The organism is Desulfocicer vacuolatum DSM 3385 (genome assembly GCF_900176365.1).
Taxonomy (GTDB): Bacteria; Desulfobacterota; Desulfobacteria; order Desulfobacterales; family Desulfobacteraceae; genus Desulfocicer; species Desulfocicer vacuolatum.
On sequence record NZ_FWXY01000004.1, the window covers coordinates 134,820 to 151,456 of the forward strand.

12 protein-coding genes are annotated in these 16,637 nt (G+C 46.3%); 6 read left to right on the plus strand and 6 right to left on the minus strand.

What is annotated here, in order from left to right:
- Window positions 1-290 precede the first annotated feature (290 nt).
- From mtnA to B9A32_RS05270, 3 genes are all read right to left on the minus strand, one after another.
- Window positions 291-1,397 (minus strand): S-methyl-5-thioribose-1-phosphate isomerase, encoded by a 1,107-nt coding sequence (mtnA, locus tag B9A32_RS05260; RefSeq protein WP_084067444.1) that lies wholly within the window; start codon window positions 1,395-1,397, stop codon window positions 291-293.
- 106 nt (window positions 1,398-1,503) lie between these two features.
- Window positions 1,504-3,225 carry an adenine deaminase gene (gene ade, locus B9A32_RS05265; RefSeq protein WP_232367050.1) on the minus strand — a complete coding sequence of 574 codons (1,722 nt, stop codon included), beginning with the start codon at window positions 3,223-3,225 and terminating at the stop codon, window positions 1,504-1,506.
- A gap of 362 nt (window positions 3,226-3,587) precedes the next feature.
- Window positions 3,588-4,901, minus strand: coding sequence for an amidohydrolase (locus B9A32_RS05270; RefSeq protein ID WP_084067335.1), 1,314 nt, complete (start codon window positions 4,899-4,901; stop codon window positions 3,588-3,590).
- A 612-nt stretch (window positions 4,902-5,513) separates the two neighbouring features.
- On the opposite strand from B9A32_RS05270, the gene B9A32_RS05280 reads away from it, so the two are divergent.
- The 4 genes from B9A32_RS05280 (at window position 5,514) to B9A32_RS05295 (ending at window position 12,463) form a co-directional block, all read left to right on the plus strand.
- Entirely contained in the window at window positions 5,514-7,388 is a 1,875-nt protein-coding gene (locus B9A32_RS05280) for a hypothetical protein (protein ID WP_084067337.1), read from the plus strand.
- 370 nt (window positions 7,389-7,758) lie between these two features.
- Window positions 7,759-9,249 carry a hypothetical protein gene (locus B9A32_RS05285; protein ID WP_084067338.1) on the plus strand — a complete coding sequence of 497 codons (1,491 nt, stop codon included), beginning with the start codon at window positions 7,759-7,761 and terminating at the stop codon, window positions 9,247-9,249.
- Window positions 9,249-11,009 (plus strand): hypothetical protein, encoded by a 1,761-nt coding sequence (locus B9A32_RS05290; RefSeq protein WP_084067339.1) that lies wholly within the window; start codon window positions 9,249-9,251, stop codon window positions 11,007-11,009. The genes B9A32_RS05285 and B9A32_RS05290 overlap by 1 nt, the downstream gene beginning before the upstream one ends.
- 197 nt (window positions 11,010-11,206) lie before the next feature.
- Window positions 11,207-12,463 carry a hypothetical protein gene (locus B9A32_RS05295; protein ID WP_084067340.1) on the plus strand — a complete coding sequence of 419 codons (1,257 nt, stop codon included), beginning with the start codon at window positions 11,207-11,209 and terminating at the stop codon, window positions 12,461-12,463.
- Between the two features lie 52 nt (window positions 12,464-12,515).
- Here B9A32_RS05295 and B9A32_RS22295 read toward each other — a convergent pair whose 3' ends face one another.
- Together B9A32_RS22295 and B9A32_RS05305 are read right to left on the minus strand one after the other, a co-directional pair.
- On the minus strand, window positions 12,516-12,641 hold the full coding sequence (locus B9A32_RS22295; protein WP_269749000.1) for a hypothetical protein: 126 nt from the start codon (window positions 12,639-12,641) through the stop codon (window positions 12,516-12,518).
- A 140-nt stretch (window positions 12,642-12,781) separates the two neighbouring features.
- Complete coding sequence (locus B9A32_RS05305) at window positions 12,782-13,657, minus strand: LysR family transcriptional regulator (protein ID WP_084067342.1); 876 nt, start codon at window positions 13,655-13,657, stop codon at window positions 12,782-12,784.
- Window positions 13,658-13,854: 197 nt separating this feature from the next.
- On the opposite strand from B9A32_RS05305, the gene B9A32_RS05310 reads away from it, so the two are divergent.
- On the plus strand, window positions 13,855-14,388 hold the full coding sequence (locus B9A32_RS05310) for a hypothetical protein (RefSeq protein WP_084067343.1): 534 nt from the start codon (window positions 13,855-13,857) through the stop codon (window positions 14,386-14,388).
- 469 nt (window positions 14,389-14,857) lie between these two features.
- Here the strand turns inward: B9A32_RS05310 and B9A32_RS05320 are convergent, their stop codons facing one another.
- Window positions 14,858-15,181, minus strand: a complete 324-nt coding sequence (locus tag B9A32_RS05320; RefSeq protein ID WP_084067345.1) for a hypothetical protein — start codon at window positions 15,179-15,181, stop codon at window positions 14,858-14,860.
- Between the two features lie 200 nt (window positions 15,182-15,381).
- Here B9A32_RS05320 and B9A32_RS05325 point away from each other — a divergent pair, with 200 nt between their 5' ends.
- Complete coding sequence (locus B9A32_RS05325) at window positions 15,382-16,617, plus strand: glycerophosphodiester phosphodiesterase family protein (RefSeq protein WP_170923712.1); 1,236 nt, start codon at window positions 15,382-15,384, stop codon at window positions 16,615-16,617.
- Window positions 16,618-16,637 lie beyond the last annotated feature (20 nt).

Genomic DNA, 16,637 nt, shown 5'->3' on the forward strand with positions numbered 1-16,637 from the left:
CCATTTTAAATAACTGTCAAGGCAACTTTGTTTTGATCTTACTCTGCCCACAATGAAGCTTGCATACGCCCCAGATCTGCGAGGCATTTGATATAACGGGCATCTCCTGTGGAACACAACAAATATAGGGGTGTAGACGCGGAGCCAAATGGTGTTATACCGCCCCCCCCCCCCCCCCGATGGGCAATGGGCCCGGACCGGAACTGTAGACAGCTCAATTGTCCGGTTCCTATTCCCCATCGGGGCGGCTCTGCTGAGATTACCCTGGTCTTTTTGGGTAATGCAACGGTTCAGGTTCGTTCTGGAAAAAGGGATAAAATGGATGCTTCAGAAGCGTCGCACCTACCTCTTTCCGTAATGAATCCAGACACCAGCCGGGCCGGGGTTACATCAAAGGCATGGTTGGCTGCCGGGCTGGAAGCCGGAGGTACCATGACGCTTGTGAGTTCACCGTTTTTGTCCAGGCCTTGTATATGCGTAATTTCATGGGGATCACGGGTTTCAATGGGAATATCATTAATGCCGTCCCGCAGGGTCCAGTCAAAGGTGCTGGAGGGCAGGGCCACGTAAAAAGGGATATTGTTGTCCTTTGCAGCCAGGGCCTTGAGGTATGTGCCGATTTTGTTGGCCACGTCTCCGGTGCGGGTGGTTCTGTCTGTGCCCACGATGACCAGATCCACCATGCCGTGCTGCATGATATGCCCCCCGGCATTGTCTGTGATGACGGTGTGGGCAATACCGTGTTTCCCAAGCTCCCAGGCTGTGAGCCGGGCACCTTGATTCAACGGACGGGTTTCATCCACCCACACATGGATATCAATGCCTTTGTCAAAGGCTGTGTACATGGGGGCTGTGGCTGTGCCGTATTCCACAGTGGCCAGCCATCCGGCATTGCAGTGGGTTAAAATGTTCACCGGTCCGTTTTTCTTTGTGCGGCTGATTTCTTCAATGAGGGAGAGCCCATGGAGGCCAATACGTTTGCAGTTTTCCGCCTCCTCCTCCACAATGGCCAGTGATTCTTCCAGTGCTGCGGTGATTCTTGTCCCATGGGTCTCATGGGGTAAAATTGTTTGAAGGACCCGATCCACCCCCCAGGCCAGGTTCACTGCTGTGGGACGGGCGTCTTTGATGCGTTGGCATTCATGGATGATATGATCGTTATTCATTCCCTTGCCGTTGCTTTTAAAAAGAGCCACATAGACCCCAAAGGCACCTGTGGCGCCAATGAGCGGGGCCCCCCGGACAAACATTTCCTGTATGGCTTCAATGACAGCATCCACAGAGTCAAGGTTGGCCTTGATGAGCCGATGGGGCAGTTTCCTCTGGTCAATGACCCAGGGGGTTTTTGATTCAGCATCAAACCAGATGGGCCGCATCTGTTTTCCATCCACATTCATTTTTTTTGAGTCCTTATTTGTTGTGACAGTCTTTTTTTTATATGAAATACTCCGTGAATCAGGGGTGTATTTCAAGCTTTGTTGTGTCCGTGAGGACATCCCCGTTTTATACAAAAAGCTTAACCAGTTTAAATTTATCCACATCCACAAGGCCTTTATCCGTAATCTTAAGACGGGGAATCACCGGCAGGGCCAGGAATCCAAGGGTCATGAATGGATCGTCAAGGGGCGATCCCAGGGCCTGGGCCGCTTCAATGGCCATTTGCATTTCCCGGTGCACCCGGTCCATGGGGGCCTGGGACATGAGACCCGCCACAGGCAGGGGAACGGTGGCCAGGGTTCGCCCGGCATTGACCACACTGAGCCCGCCGCCCATGGTCACCACCTCGTTAACCGCCTGCATCATATCTTTATCATCCATCCCCACGACAATGATGTTGTGGGAATCATGGGCCACGCTGGAGGCCAGGGCTCCGGTTAAAATCCCCATGCCTGTGACAAACCCCCTGGCCATGCCGGTGTTCCCGGTGTGGCGTTCAATGACGGCAATTTTTGCCATGTCCCGGGAAGGATCTGCCATTGCAAAGCCTTGTTCCTCCAGAATATCCATGATTTCAATGTCTGTGACCACCTGGTGGGCAATGGCTTTGATCACCCTCACCCGGGAACCCTTCACAGGAATGGAAAAATCAATGGCACCCATATCCATATTTATGGTGGCCGGACAGGAAGAAGGCCGGGGTGGGGCGATCCCGGGGGCCATGGCGCCCTGTTCTGCCATCAACACCCCCCGGGCATAGACTTTTTTAATGATTAATTTTTTCAGATCCCGGAAAATCACAAGATCTGCCCTCCGGCCCGGGGCTATGGCTCCGGCGTCCTTAATACCGAAATACCGGGCGCAATTGATGGTACCCATCTGTATGGCCCGGACAGGATCAAGGCCCAGGGAAATGGCCTTTCTGATAATATAATCCACATGACCCTGGGCCAGAATATCTCCGGGATGCCTGTCATCTGTGCACCACATCATGCGGGGCCAGGTATGGTCGGTGATGGCCGGTATCAAGGCTTCAAGGTTCCGTGCGCAGGTGCCTTCCCGCACCATGATATGCATTCCCTGTCTTAATTTTTCCAGTGCTTCTTCACAGGTGGTACATTCATGGTCACTTTGAATACCGGCGGCCACATAGGCGTTTAGCTCCTTTCCTGTGAGGCCCGGGGCATGACCATCCACCGGCTTACCTGCATGTTGGGCCATTTTAAGTTTTGCCATCACACCGGGATCTTTGAAGATGACCCCGGGATAGTTCATCATCTCTGCCAGGGCACAGGCCAGGGGATTGGAAAAAAAAGGGTTAAGATCCGGGGCTTCAAGTCTTCCCCCCGAAGTCTCCATGTCAGTGGCCGGCACACAGGAGGGCAGGGCAAACAAAATGTTCATGGGCTGATTTTCTGTGGCCTGCATCATATAGGTGAGTCCCTCAGCGCCCAATACATTGGCAATCTCATGGGGATCGGCCACCACGGTTGTGGTGCCCCGGGGAAGCACAGATCTGGCAAAAACCTCCGGTGTCACCATGGAACTTTCAATGTGTACATGGCTGTCCATGAAGCCCGGAGCCATATAGTCTCCCTTAAGATCCACCACTTCCCGGTTTTCATAGTCTCCAAAACCGCAGATGTACCCATCTTTTACTGCCACGGACTCCTGGAGAATCTCTCCGGTGAAGACATTGATGATGTTGCCGTTGATAAAGAGGATATCTGCCTTTTGTCTGCCTGCGGCAGCCTCTATTTTTTTTTCAATACCCATGAGATGATCCATTCAATTTTTGGGGGTTGATCATAAGCTGGGCCACTATACGTGAAATAAAATTCTATTGACTTCAAAACACTGTAATTACATGTATTAATTTTACCTCTAAAATTTTATTACAAAATGGCCCATGTTATGACCAAGCCCAATTTTTGTTGTTTGTTTACTTGATGCCGCAGGCAAATATTGGGGTTTCATGGCAGGCTTTGCCCGGGGCTGAGGCTTTCAAATACAATTCCACCGTAATTTTTATCATGAGAACCCTATCAGATTTGTATGGAAACTTCAATTTGTGCTCACCCCTTATTTGATGGGATCATTGCTTTTTTCAAGAAGAGTAATATTCTTTTCCAGGGAAAACAACCATGGCATCAGCCCCCATCTCCGGCGGCAATCTTTTTGGCCATGGCCAGAACATCATCCATCACCTGATCCACATCAAGGGTGGTCAGTGCCTGGTTTTCCATTAACACCTTGCCGTCAACAATGGAGAGCATGACATCGCTTCCCTTGGCTGCATACACCAGCTGGGAGTAGGGATTGTACATGGGAACCATATGGGGACTGCGAGTGTCCACCACAATGATGTCAGCTTTTTTCCCCGGCTCCAATGATCCAACACTTTCATCCAGCCCCAGGGCTCTGGCACCGTTAATGGTGGCCATTTTAACGGCGCTTGCGGCATCCACAGCTTCGGGATTCATGGAAAACACCTTGTGCAGTTTTGCTGCACTGTCCATTTCCTGGAACAGGTCCAGGTCATTATTGCTGGCACATCCGTCGGTGCCAAGGGCCACGCATATCCCCTCAGACAAAAACTCCGGCACCGGTGCCACCCCCGAGGCCAGCTTCATATTGCTTTCCGGGCAGTGGGCCACTTTGACATCAAATTTCCGGTACACTGCCCGCTCCTCCGGGGTGAGGTGTACACTGTGGCAGGCCACCACATTGGGACCGAGGATACCAAGATCCGCAAGGAAGTTCACCGGGGTTTTGCCATATTTTTCTTTGATGAGCTTTACCTCGTTGCGGGTTTCAGCCACATGGATCACAAGGGGGACCTGTCGGGTCCGGGCCATGTCTGCGGCCCTTGTGAGAAGTTCCGGAGCACAGGTGTAGGTGGCATGGGGCTCCACCGCCACAGTGATCAAAGGGTGGGCTTTCCATTTTTCCATCATGGTTTTTACATACTCAAATCCCTTGTCCAGGGGACCGTAACAAGGGGAGGGAAAGTCATAGAGCACCTCTCCCACCACGGCCCGCATGCCCGCCTTTGATGCGGCCTTTGCCACCTCTTCTTCAAACAGATACATGTCACAAAAGCATGTGGTGCCGGAAAGCAGCATTTCAGCACAGGCAAGAAGGGTGCCCCGGTAGACCATGTCCGCTGTGATCTTTGCTTCTGCCGGAAAAATATGATCATTGAGCCACTCCATCAGGGGCAGATCATCGGCCAGCCCCCGGAACAGGGTCATGGCGGCATGGGTGTGACTGTTGATGAGCCCCGGCATGATAATGCCGCCATGGGCATCAATCTCCCGGGTTGGAACCTCTTGCGAGGGCTCCATGTCATCCTTACCAACGGAAATGATGATTCCGTCCCTTACCCTTACAGCCCCTTTTTCAATAACTTCCAACCCGGCATTCATGGTTAATATCATGCCATTTTTTATCAACAGATCCATTGGATGTTTCCTTTTTTAATTATGAGAATGCAGTAGCAGATACCCTCAGCAGAGCCCCCGAGGGGCAATGGGAACCGGCCAATTGTGCCGTTCATTGCCCGTCGGGGCCGACATAATACTATCTCAACTTTCGGGCTTTATTTCAAAGCCGGCATTTTTAAATGTACCGCTGGGCTCAGTGTGCCGACGGGGGCAGGCTTTTGTTATTGATGTTATCGACCAAGGCCTTTGCCAACGAAAAAAGCCTCGATAATGTCAATAACGAAAGCCTGGCCCCACCACGAAAAATCAGAGGTGCATTTCAAGTTTTTTTGTGGGTAGAACCGAATCAGAATAAGGTCTGCCCGTGGCAGTTTATATGAAATAACAGGATATGGGATACATGTAAAGCACCGCCAGACCTGATTTTAACCATGGAAAGCAGCCTCCCATGCACTGCTCCGGCGACTTATAATTGGAATGGGTGAATTAATCTCCAACCAAATTGACTTTTGGACGGTTTGTGGATAATATAGATAATTTTATTTAAAGCACTTGAACGGTGGCCAGCGGTGGTTTTTACATTTGGGATGTTCCGGGCCACAGAGTTGATTTTACAGGAGAAAAATATATATGGGGCGTTTTGATGACTTTGAGTTGCCCGTTGAAAAAATTCAGGTTTATCCCCTGGTTTTTGAGGCAATGGTACCACCGGAATGCAGTGTTTTTCAGGATGTGAGACGGTATCAAAGTGTAACCTCCAACCTGGATGTGAGAATTATTGATATCAACGGGAAAATTCCCCTGGAACAGGGAATGACCCAGATTCCCATGGGCAGCCTGCCTGCCGGTGCCCGAAGGGAGTTCATCGAATATCTTAAGGTGCGGGTGACAAGGGGGGATAACATTGGTTCCCTGTGGGCTTTTTTTCGTTCGGAAGATAAAAAAATAATCACAGCCTACGGCGCCAATGTGGTACATAAAGACTCCCTCCAGGGTCAGGCCCGGGCCATTGCCCTTCTTAAAGAGCTTCAAAAGGGAGGACCCAAAACGGCTTTTTTCATCAAACTTGCGGTATCCATCGCTGTTTTGGCCCTTGTGTTCCTGGGAGGGTACGCCCTGTATGATAAATTTTTCACCGGTAAATCCTTTGATTTTTCATTGGGAAGCAGTGAACCTGATTCCATGGAAATGGCGTTTTACAACGAACTTTTCCCCGGGGTGTATTCATGGCTGGACTCAGACAAGCCGGATGAGAAAAGAATTGCACAAACCTTTTTGAAGCCTGAATATGTTAAAGATATTCTATCCTGCATGAATCAGGAAGCCTACCGGGACATCTCGGATTCCGATGTCAATTTCAAGGGAAACCGGCTGGCGCTTTTTGTCTATTTTAATTACAACAGGGATGTGATCAAGGCCCTTAGAAAATATGAAATGAAACTTTCCGGCACAGAGATCAGTCGCCTTGCCAGGGTCTATTCCTGTGACAAATCTGGCTATACCAGCAACGTGTTTTATTTCAAGGTGGGGGATTTGAACATCAAACACCCCCAGGTGACCCAGTTTCTCAATGAAAATATGATCTCTTATACAGATTATAAAAGACTCAGGGATTCCCGGCAATTTTCCCAGATGCTCAAGGCTGATACCATTGATTTTAAAATGAAAAGCTTTCTTGCCGATGTCTACACCTTTTCGCCTTTGAAAATCGAAGCGCCCCTGGATGACATTGACTGGTATCTTTTAATCGGAAGGGACAGCACAGACAAGGTTTCCTTTGCCGCTTTTTTCAAAAGAGGTGAATCCACCCTGGTGCCCCGGAGGGTTGCCGCGGCCCTCATGGGTTCAGGCAGTACAGATACGACCTACACCTGGTATGCCATTGACGATGATCAGCAGCGGAAATTGAAAATTTCCAATGCGTCAGCCGTCTACTTTACGGATAAAATCGGCCAATCCTTTAAACTGGGCCTCATTGCTGCAAAAATTAAAAATATGCAGTTGAGCCCCATTGAGTCAGATTTCCCTGTGGTGGTCCACCGGGAACTGCTCATGGAAGATTCCAAGGGAAAATACGGCATCCAGTGTTATGACCCGCTGACATCCCTGGTGTTGTCCAATCTTATCAATAAAGCATCCTTTGAAAAGAGCAGCCATGTCACTTTGAAACGGGACCCCATACAGGTCAATACTTCCCTTGTGCAATTGTCCAAGGATGACAGTTCTTCCACCCAGGCCGTGAACATCAGTCCGGGGCGGTCGGGAATTGTGAAGCTGTTTGAAAATGCAGACTATTTCCGGGGAAAGCTGGCAAATGGTCGGGTGGTGAAATTTGAACGGGCCGATGTTAATCTTTTCAATCCTTTTTCCTTCATGGTGTACAACGACAGCATCACCTTCAGCTACAAGCATGAAATCAATGGGATGAAATTTGAGATTGACCGGACAAAGCTTGGAATCATTAAATCTGTGGATGGAGGATATCAGATCACAGAATTTGATTGATTTTTTGATAACTGCCATGGGCAGGCCTTATTTTGATCCGGTTCCGCCCACAACAAAGCTTGAAATACACCCCTATTTGCGGAGTATTTCATATAAAAAAAGCTTCAATGTTGATTGAAGCCCTTGCCCTATATTGGTTTTGCATTAAATTAAAAAGGGCTGGATATTGGATGTAAGTACAAGGCCTTCGCCAAATTTATAATTGATTAGAAGCCATCCAAGCTTTATGCCATATGTCGTTTTTTTTATGCATTAAATGTTTGCATATAGATTAAAATATGGGCTCAAAGAAAGTTGTCGAAGGTTTTTAAGTACAATGAATATATTTAAGTCCCTGGAATTAACCGTTGTCAGGAGAAAATAAATTCCCATGCGTTTTAACGAAAGCCGTCTGGTGCGGCTAAAAGATAATATTCAAAATATCATTGAAAAATTAAAATCTGTCCCCTCCCGTCAAAAAGAAAGAGCAACTTCAGTGGTCACGGCCTGTCGGGAATGCCTGGACCATGTGCCGGCCACAGATACACCGGTGTACGTTCACATCATGGGTACAGACAAGTCCTTTAAGACAAGTTATCTTTTGGATCTGTTTGACCATGAGGCCCTGGGGCATCTCTTTTCTGTCAAGGCCCATAACACCTCGGAAAATACAGCGGTTCCATGCCTTGTGGAACCCTCGGATGCAGTGACGCGCATTGTGATCCGACAACTGGCCATCAGCACCGGTCAGATCATCCGGGATGATATCTCCCCGGATCTTTTTGGCAAGCTTTACGATCTTTCCCAGGGAGCCGTGCCCGACGATTATCTGCTACAGGTACTGGTGCCTGCCCCAGAGACCCCCATGACCCTGCCGGTGATTGAGTACCCCGGAATTAAAGAGGGGGCCGATGCCATGGAGACCCACCGGGCTCTGCACAAAACCTTTGAAAAAAATCTGGTGGATAATCTTATCCGATTTCCCGGTATTCTGGTGGCCTGTTTTCAGCATAAAATTGCCATTCCCCCGGGCCACCCCATGGATATTATTTTAAAAAAATACCGGGAAGTCCTGAACACAGGTCCCCTGGATCGTAAATTGCCCCTGGTGGTGTCTCTGCAAGGAGAAAGCGCCATTGCCGGATATTGCGGCAACACCAATGTGCAAAAAGACATTGCCACGGATTTTAAGAGTTACACAGCCTTTGATACCATGATTCAGCTGGTGAATCCCTGCAATGGAAGTTATCCTGTGACTTTTGGTGCGCCGGGTCCCTATGTGGAGGGGTGGATTTCCGGACTGAGCCGATACAAAAATCTTGGGGAAATCCAGGAAAATATCACCCTGGATGGGGGGATTTCCTGGTCCCGGGCAACCCTTGAATCCATTTGTGGCGGTGAAACCATCAGAGAAGCCCTGGATATAATATTTCTGATGCCCTGGATTACCGAGGCGGAAAACTGCATAGCCGATGCCATGGCCGCACTCAATGAGATTGAAACCTATGATGAGGTGGCTGAAATAAAGGAAAAAATGCGCAAGCTCATTGTCCAGGAGAGGTATCACTCCATTAGAACCTATTTTAAAAATGAGATGGCCACCCAGGCAGACGGCATTGTGGACAACCACGATCGGTTCTGGAATTCTGTTTTTGCCCAGTATCTCATGCAGTTTTTTGATGATGATGAGATGTGTCAGCAGGTTTCCCAGGGATTGTGGCAAAATTTAAGGCAACGTCTGGACGGTGGTAACAAGGGATTTCTGGGCACCCGGGAGGAAGATTTGCCCTATATTATAATGAACAGTGCTGAGTTGTATGTGCCCAATGCCTTGATTCGGGGAGATATTGCGGTCATGGGAAGAGCGCTGGAGGACGAATAATGCTGTTTGATTTTTTTAAACGAAAGAAAAAAAAGGTGGATGATTTTCAGCTGGAACTGGCAGATGACAACCGCCTTTATTACGAAACCATTGCCGGACGAACCTCAAGGGACCCCAATAACCGTGAAGAGTACATCCTTTTTGTGGATTTTGGCTCCTATCGCACCTCTGTGCTGTGCTGGCCCTGTAGCTTTGGCCGGGATAAAATCACCGATACCTGGAAATATGTGGTCCATTACGAAAACGGTAAAGGAACTGAAGGCGGCTTTCCTTCTGCCTTTATCAATCCGCCGTCGGGCGATGAACGCGATTTTGCCTTTGTGGATAATTTTGATGAGATTAATATTTCCAACAGCCAGATCGTAAAAAGTGCAAAATCGGTGTTTGCCAGCAAATTTGCCGCGTATAAAGGCAATGTTCCCCAGTTCAGAATTTATATTAAAAAAGTGCTGGAAGAGAGCTTTAAATATATCACAGCCCCCAAGGAAGGTCGTCCATGGAACGGCCCTGCAATTCCTGTGATCACCGAAATAAGGGTGACTGTGCCGGATCTTTTCATTGAAAATTTAAGAAACGGTTACCGGGAGAGCATCTATTCAGTGTGCATGGAGTTTGCCGGGCATAACAAGTGGAAGCCCCTTTTACCCCCCAACCTGAGAAGCCTTAAAAAAACCTTTGTGAATATATCCGCTGATGAGAGCGGTTCCTGTGAACTTTATTTTCTCAATCTCATCAAGCTCATGCCCTTTTGGGATCTTTCCAGCGAAAAGGATCGCCTGCCGGATTTAAAGGAGGTTGAATTTCTTTTTTCCCAGAAGAAAAACTCCCTCCGGGAAAAGAAAAAAGGCCTTACCTTTGTGGTGTGCCATGTGGACATTGGGGGGTTGACCACCGATGCCAGTATCCTTCTCATGCGCTCTTTTGAAGACCCGGATCTGGGGATTACCACCACCTTGAAGCGAAAGGAGTCCTTTTCCGAGAAAAAGGCCGGTGAGTATTTTAATGAACTTTACAAAGAAACCCGCCTGCCCGATGACCAAGAAAAATGGTGGGATTCTGACATCTTTATTGAAAAAGAGTTCTCACGCTTTCTTGAACTGCTTTTTGGCAAGCAATATGCTCTGCTCCAGGAATGGCGAAGAGATCAATGCCTGGATGGGATCTATTTTCTGATTTCCGGACGACCCACCAAGGCCACCAAAATACGGGAGATCATCTCAAAGTTCATATTGCGCGAATTTAATAAAGAAGAATTGTTGCTCCTACCCGAGCATTGCCTTTTCATGGCGGATTACTACCATGTGGGCAAAAACCAGGAAGGGGAGCGCTACGCCAAAAAAATTGATAATTTTGAAAAACTCATCACCATTCTTGGCAATGTTTACACACTTTATGACGGCTATGAAATCGATTTTGACGAGCACCGTTATTACATTGCCCTGGACGTTGATACCCGGTACACCAACCGCATGGAAATATTGCCGGGAAAACAATATAACATGGAAGATTTTGAGAACTATCAAAAAGCGGCCCAGCGCAACAATGTGCTCCATCTTGCCTTTACCCGCATCTCCTCCGGAGAAAATGCCACCCGGTTTCTCACGGTGAAAAAAATTGCAAGACAGACCGCCTATCCCACCATAAAAATTGCAGATAAGCATGAATTTGATGACCAGGCCTGGATCACCCCTTCTTTGATTATTACCAACTTGGATCAAAATGACCAGGCCTTTGATCTGGCCTGGGCCTCCCATGTGTAAGTTTGGGGAGTGACTCCATCCTGATCCTGCCTGTCCCCACCAGGGGTGTCCTGGAATACCGGGTCAAATTTTTATGCTGACCTGTGATATTTGTGCCAACCCCAGGATGCTTTATGCGTTTGATTGATATCACCCGGCTTTGTTGGAAATCAAGGTCCGGGTGATTTTTTTATGGAAAGTCATCCACAGATTAAAAAATGAAAAAATATATTGGATGGATCATTCTTGGAACCCTTGTTTTGTATCTTGTGAGCATTCGTGTTCCCGTTATGACGGCGGTGCCCACACTGCTTTCCTGGCTTGTGCCGATTTTGATGTGGCCCACCCTTGGAAAGAGCGCTGGCAGTCAAGCCTTAATGCTCATGGGAACAGGGGCTGTTTTGTTGCTTTTTGCTGCCCACCGGGATGTTGTTTTCGGGTGGCAGGATATTTTTGCCCCCAATCTGCCCCTGCTGGGTATGTTTGTTGCCGTTTCCTTTCTTGGTCTGGCAAACACTGATATGGAAGACGATACCCTGCCCAGGGGGAAAAAAGCTGTTATCATAACGGCCTTTGGTACCCATCTGCTGGGAGCCGTCATTAATTTATCTGTACTGTTTGTTTTTGGAGATCGACTTCAGAAAAACGGTTCCTTGACCCGAAATCAACTGATTATCCTGCCCCGCTCATTTTGTGCTGCGGCATGGTGGTCTCCCTTTTTTGTGGCCACCGGTGTTGCTCTTACCTATGCCCCGGGAATGTTGTGGCAGGAAACCCTGATCCCGGGACTCCTTATGAGTGTCATTGCCATTACCTACTCGATTGTTGACGTGTGCCTGTTCAAAAAAGAACCATTTCCCGGTTATCCCATAAGAGTGGAGAGTCTCACTGTTCCGATATTTTTTGCCATGGCGGTGCTTTGTGTTCACTATTTTCGACCGGATATCAGCATTATGAATCTCATCAGCCTGATTTCCCCGTTGGGCGCTCTTGTCTTCATGAAATCAAGACCTCGTCTGCCAATCCTGCATAATTTTATAAATACCCGTTTGACGTCCGTGAGCAGTCAGTTTGCCCTGTTTCTTGCCGCCGGGGTTTTTTCCACCGGTATAAAAGCCATTACCCATGCGTATCCTGCACTGTTTACCCTGGAAGGGGCAACCTTTACCCCCACCCTGTTTGCTGTGCTTTTGGGGGGAATGATTCTTCTTTGTATCATGGGGGTGCATCCCATTGTCAGCATATCCGTGGTGAGTCCCCTGTTGATTCCCCTTCATCCGGAAAATTCCCAGCTGGGTTTTTTATTTCTCAGCAGCTGGGCCATCTCCACGGCCTGTAGTCCCTTATCTGGGGTGGGGTTGGCACTGGTGAGTCGATACCGGGCATCGGCCTGGGGAATTATCCAGCACAACTGGCATTATGCCATTGCCATGTGGGCCGTTGCCTCCATGGTGAATGTCTTTTTTTTCCATTGAGGCATGGCAAATGATCATGTGATTATCATGCAGGATCGTCATGTTTTGTAAATCACTCCTTCATTCTTGCCAGCCACAGCCAGGGGGCCATGGTGCTGATCACCCTGATGCGGGAGCGCTTATTGCCACGCCTCCAGACACCTTGGATGTTGGCGACTTCCCCCCGGGAGTGTATCACAGGTTTGATTACGCCTTGTGGTATCGCAACCTTCAGGCCAATGTGGCCCTTCGGTGCCAGAGCTATCTTGGGCAAGACGGACAATAATCCAAGCCCTTAGCAATGGAAGGGCTCTGCTGAGGTAAATTTTAAAAAATCCCTTATTGTGTGCAGGGCCCTTCTCCAGTGAGAGGCATGGAGCGAAATTCTTCTGTGATGTATTGGGCAAGTGTGGCCAGGGGCGAATCTTTACGGGTATGGGCCTGGTGCATGGTCACCACTGCAGAGGGCAGGGCCGGCAGGGTGTCTTCCGGTAAAACACGAAGGCCCGATACATTGATACTTGCCCCCATGGGGGCCACGGCCAACCCTGCTTTTACCGCTGCCAGAACTCCTGAAACGCTGGGGCTGGAATAGGCCACACGGAATTTTATATGTTCATTTTTAAGAACTTTTTCTGTCCACCGGCGGTAGATGCAGTTATTAAAGACCGCAATGGGTAAAGGCGAACGTTTTTCCGGTTCTGCTTCTGTGGAACTGACCCAGATAAGAGGCTCTTCTCTGAGTATCACCCCACCGGGTTCAACCCCTTCTGCATTTCTAAGACAAAGATCCAGCTTACCGGAATAAAACATTTTTAGCAGAACTTCAGATATATCACATAACAAATCCACTTGAATCAGCGGGTATCTTTCCGAAAATCTTTTCAATATTCCCGGAAAATGCAAATCTGTGTAATCTTCCACCGCCCCCAGGCGGATCAATCCTTTTAAGTTGGGTTCACTGAGGGAGGCAAGGGCCTTGTCGTGTAGTAACAGCAGCCGCCTTGCATATTTTAAAAGGGTTTCACCGTTTGCCGTTAACTGCACTCCCCGGGTCAGGCGATTAAAAAGCGGTTTCCCCAGATCTTCTTCCAGTTTTCGCATCTGCAGGCTCACAGCAGACTGGCTGATGTTGATCTGTTTGGCAGCCTGGGTGAAATTACCGGCCTGGGCTGCGGCCACAAAGGTTCTCAATACATCCGGTGTTAATTCCATATTTTCTCGTATCCATTTGATTTGCTTATGTCTACCATGACAATTAATCGCTTGTCAAACATCCGAAAAAAGATCAAATAGCAAAGTAGAAGCAATCACTATTGGGCGCATATAATTGTAAAAACAGCAAACCCAATTTCAGATCACTGTGATCTAAAAGTAATGATTTAAAATTGCAGTAAAAAAAGGGGAATACTATGAAACCAAAAACAAAAAAAATTATCGGTATCTGGACTGTGGCAGCACTTCTCATTGCTGCAAATCTTGTTGTTGCAGCATCTCATAATCAGAAAAAAGCGTTAAATAAAGAAGTGAACAGCAGTGTGGGCCTCAAAGGAAGTCCAGAGTCTTTTCATCAGGATGCGGCATACAAAAACTCTCCGTTTTACATGGTTAGCATGGGCGATATTCTGGGAAAAAATCATGTTGTCACTGAAAATACCGCTTTGGATTTATTATGCCGGGAGAAGCCCTTGAAGATTTCCCATGAGCGTTTGTCCGCTAAGGCCATGCAGGATGCTTATCAGCATTCTCCACTTTACATGATTGGGCTTGGGAATATTTTGCAAAAGAAAAACTGTGATGATGCATCCCATGCCCAGGTTGAAAAAAAACACAAGGGGCAGGGAGCAATTTCACAGAATAATATCTTTAAAATAAAAAGTGCTTCCCAAGAAGACACCCATGCATTTAATGGAAAAACGGCTTTAGACATCATGTGGGGTGTATAAACTGATATTTCCTGTGGCCCAGGCCCAAATCGTGCGATAGGCGGCCTTATGGTATAGCTGACACCAGCTATAAGGGAGTCAGATCTTATTGATTTACCATTTGCAAAACTCAGATAACCACATTTTATAGGTGGCACATTGGATAAACGGTAAATTGAAAACTGCTGACTCCCTAAGAAATCTCTTGATTTTTAAATTCAGTTTTTGGAAAATATGCTCTCTCTTATTTTGTATCCGACAGAAATTCCAGCCGGAAAAAGCTCAGATTGTTCCTTTTTTGCCATGTCTACCACCATCCGGAATTGGATGGAATGTTGAATAATGATGTATATTGTGCTTGACAAATGTGCATACAAATAGTCCAGATCCAGTCTGGGAGCGGTTTTAAAGGCTGAATTCATCATTTCCCTTATTTGTTATAGTTGCTGTTGGCGCGTCAACCATAACTAAGAAAATAAAATTTTCCAGTTTATTTCATCGCTGTCCGACCCAGTTCCCCAAATCCGTTATAATCAGAAAAAGCCAAGCCTGTTCTAAGGAATTCAAAAATTGGCTGCAAGCCCTGAAGGGGCAGCTGCCAGTGCAACCATCTATAACCTGATTGAGATCGCCAAGGCAAATGATATTGAACCATACTGGTATTTCCGTTATCTACATTGAGAAGCTTCCTGACGCCATGACCGAGGATGATTTCAAAGTCCTGATGCCTCAGTATCTCGACAAGGCCAAGCTTACCGGTCCTTCTATCACCCCATAATAAACCGCCACCAACAAGGTGCGTTTCATTAAGCATTTACAAAATAAAATATGCTTGCTTCTATAATAAAATGCACCTATGATAAAAATTTTTATTTATCATATTTGGAATAAATGTGTCTTCAAAGGAGCGTTTTGAAAAATTTAAAGTCACTTATGATCCTGTTTCTGCTCGTTCTTTTCCAATTCACATTGTTAAGTTTTGTTTACAGTTCGGATCTCAATATCTGCGAATCAATGATAGATAAAACCGCATCTGATGGCTTATTGTCTCAAATCCAGGTTTCCCAACTTTCTGTTTACATTTTTGGCAGAGCCTCAGAAGGAGATGACAAGGTTTACTGGCTGATAAATCAGAAGGATATGATTTCAACAGCAAATGCCATGTTGGGCACAAATGCAGCAAAAGATTATTTCGGTATAACCATGAATGATGATCAAAACTTTATTGAACATATCTATGAAACTAGTTTGGGGAAAACCATTGTTGATGATCCAAATGGTATTGCCTACTGGGTTGAGGAGCTTCGGAAAGGGAAGTCAAGGGGAGAAGTTATTGTTTCGATAATCAACGCAGCCCAGGAATATGCAAATATTGACAACTCACAGGATCAATTCAGTAATAAGATGGAAGTTTCCAATTATGTTACAGATGATATTTTTTACTCTGCTGAATATTTTGAACGATTTGTTGATTTTTTTGAAAAAATAGCCCAAGAGTATGTAACTATTGTTTACAGGGTTGAGCAATTGTGTAATTTACCAAATAATTTTATCGCTCATAGAGTAGCTCATGCAGGGGGAGGTATTAATAATAAAAAATATACCAATTCTATTGATGCCTTGAATAGTAATCTAAAAAAAAAATTTCAATATTTTGAAATTGATTTTTCATTTACAGCAGATGATAAGTTGGTTTGTCTTCATGATTGGAAGCAAAGTTTTAAGAGATCGTTTGGATTTGAAAGAAATAAAAAATTAACTTTAGATGAATTTAATTATTTAGTAAAAAATAAATCTGAATTTCAAAAATGTACTGCTTGCAGCCTATCCGAGTGGATGAAGATGAATCCCTCCGCCATTATTATAACTGATGTAAAGGAAAATAATATTGAGGCGTTAAAGATTATGTTAGAAATACTTCCTAACGCTAAAACAAGAATTATTCCGCAAGTCTATAATCCTGAAAATTTTGAAAAAATTAAGGGCTTAGGTTTTGAAAAGATGATATGGACACTCTATAGATATCGTGGAAGCAATGATGAAGTCTTAAATTGGGTTGAGAATTTTGCTACTCCATTTGCTGTGACAATGCCAAAGTCAAGAGCTGAATCAACTTTACCAAAGGAGTTAAAAAAAAGGCAAATCCCATCATATGTGCATACTGTAAATACAACTCAAGAAAAAGAAAAATACATTAACAAATTTGGAATTTCAGAAATTTATACGGATTTTTTACCACCAAGTAAGTAATTGAATGATTGTTTGTCATT

Coding starts and splice junctions, on each gene's coding strand:
- B9A32_RS05295 (WP_084067340.1), top strand. CDS start 11,207: ATGAAAAAATATATTGGATGGATCATTCTTGGAACCCTTGTTTTGTAT.
- B9A32_RS05310 (WP_084067343.1), top strand. CDS start 13,855: ATGAAACCAAAAACAAAAAAAATTATCGGTATCTGGACTGTGGCAGCA.
- B9A32_RS05280 (WP_084067337.1), top strand. CDS start 5,514: ATGGGGCGTTTTGATGACTTTGAGTTGCCCGTTGAAAAAATTCAGGTT.
- B9A32_RS05285 (WP_084067338.1), top strand. CDS start 7,759: ATGCGTTTTAACGAAAGCCGTCTGGTGCGGCTAAAAGATAATATTCAA.
- B9A32_RS05305 (WP_084067342.1), bottom strand. CDS start 13,657: ATGGAATTAACACCGGATGTATTGAGAACCTTTGTGGCCGCAGCCCAG.
- ade (WP_232367050.1), bottom strand. CDS start 3,225: ATGGATCATCTCATGGGTATTGAAAAAAAAATAGAGGCTGCCGCAGGC.
- B9A32_RS05270 (WP_084067335.1), bottom strand. CDS start 4,901: ATGGATCTGTTGATAAAAAATGGCATGATATTAACCATGAATGCCGGG.
- B9A32_RS05325 (WP_170923712.1), top strand. CDS start 15,382: ATGATAGATAAAACCGCATCTGATGGCTTATTGTCTCAAATCCAGGTT.
- mtnA (WP_084067444.1), bottom strand. CDS start 1,397: ATGAATGTGGATGGAAAACAGATGCGGCCCATCTGGTTTGATGCTGAA.
- B9A32_RS05290 (WP_084067339.1), top strand. CDS start 9,249: ATGCTGTTTGATTTTTTTAAACGAAAGAAAAAAAAGGTGGATGATTTT.
- B9A32_RS05320 (WP_084067345.1), bottom strand. CDS start 15,181: ATGCTTAATGAAACGCACCTTGTTGGTGGCGGTTTATTATGGGGTGAT.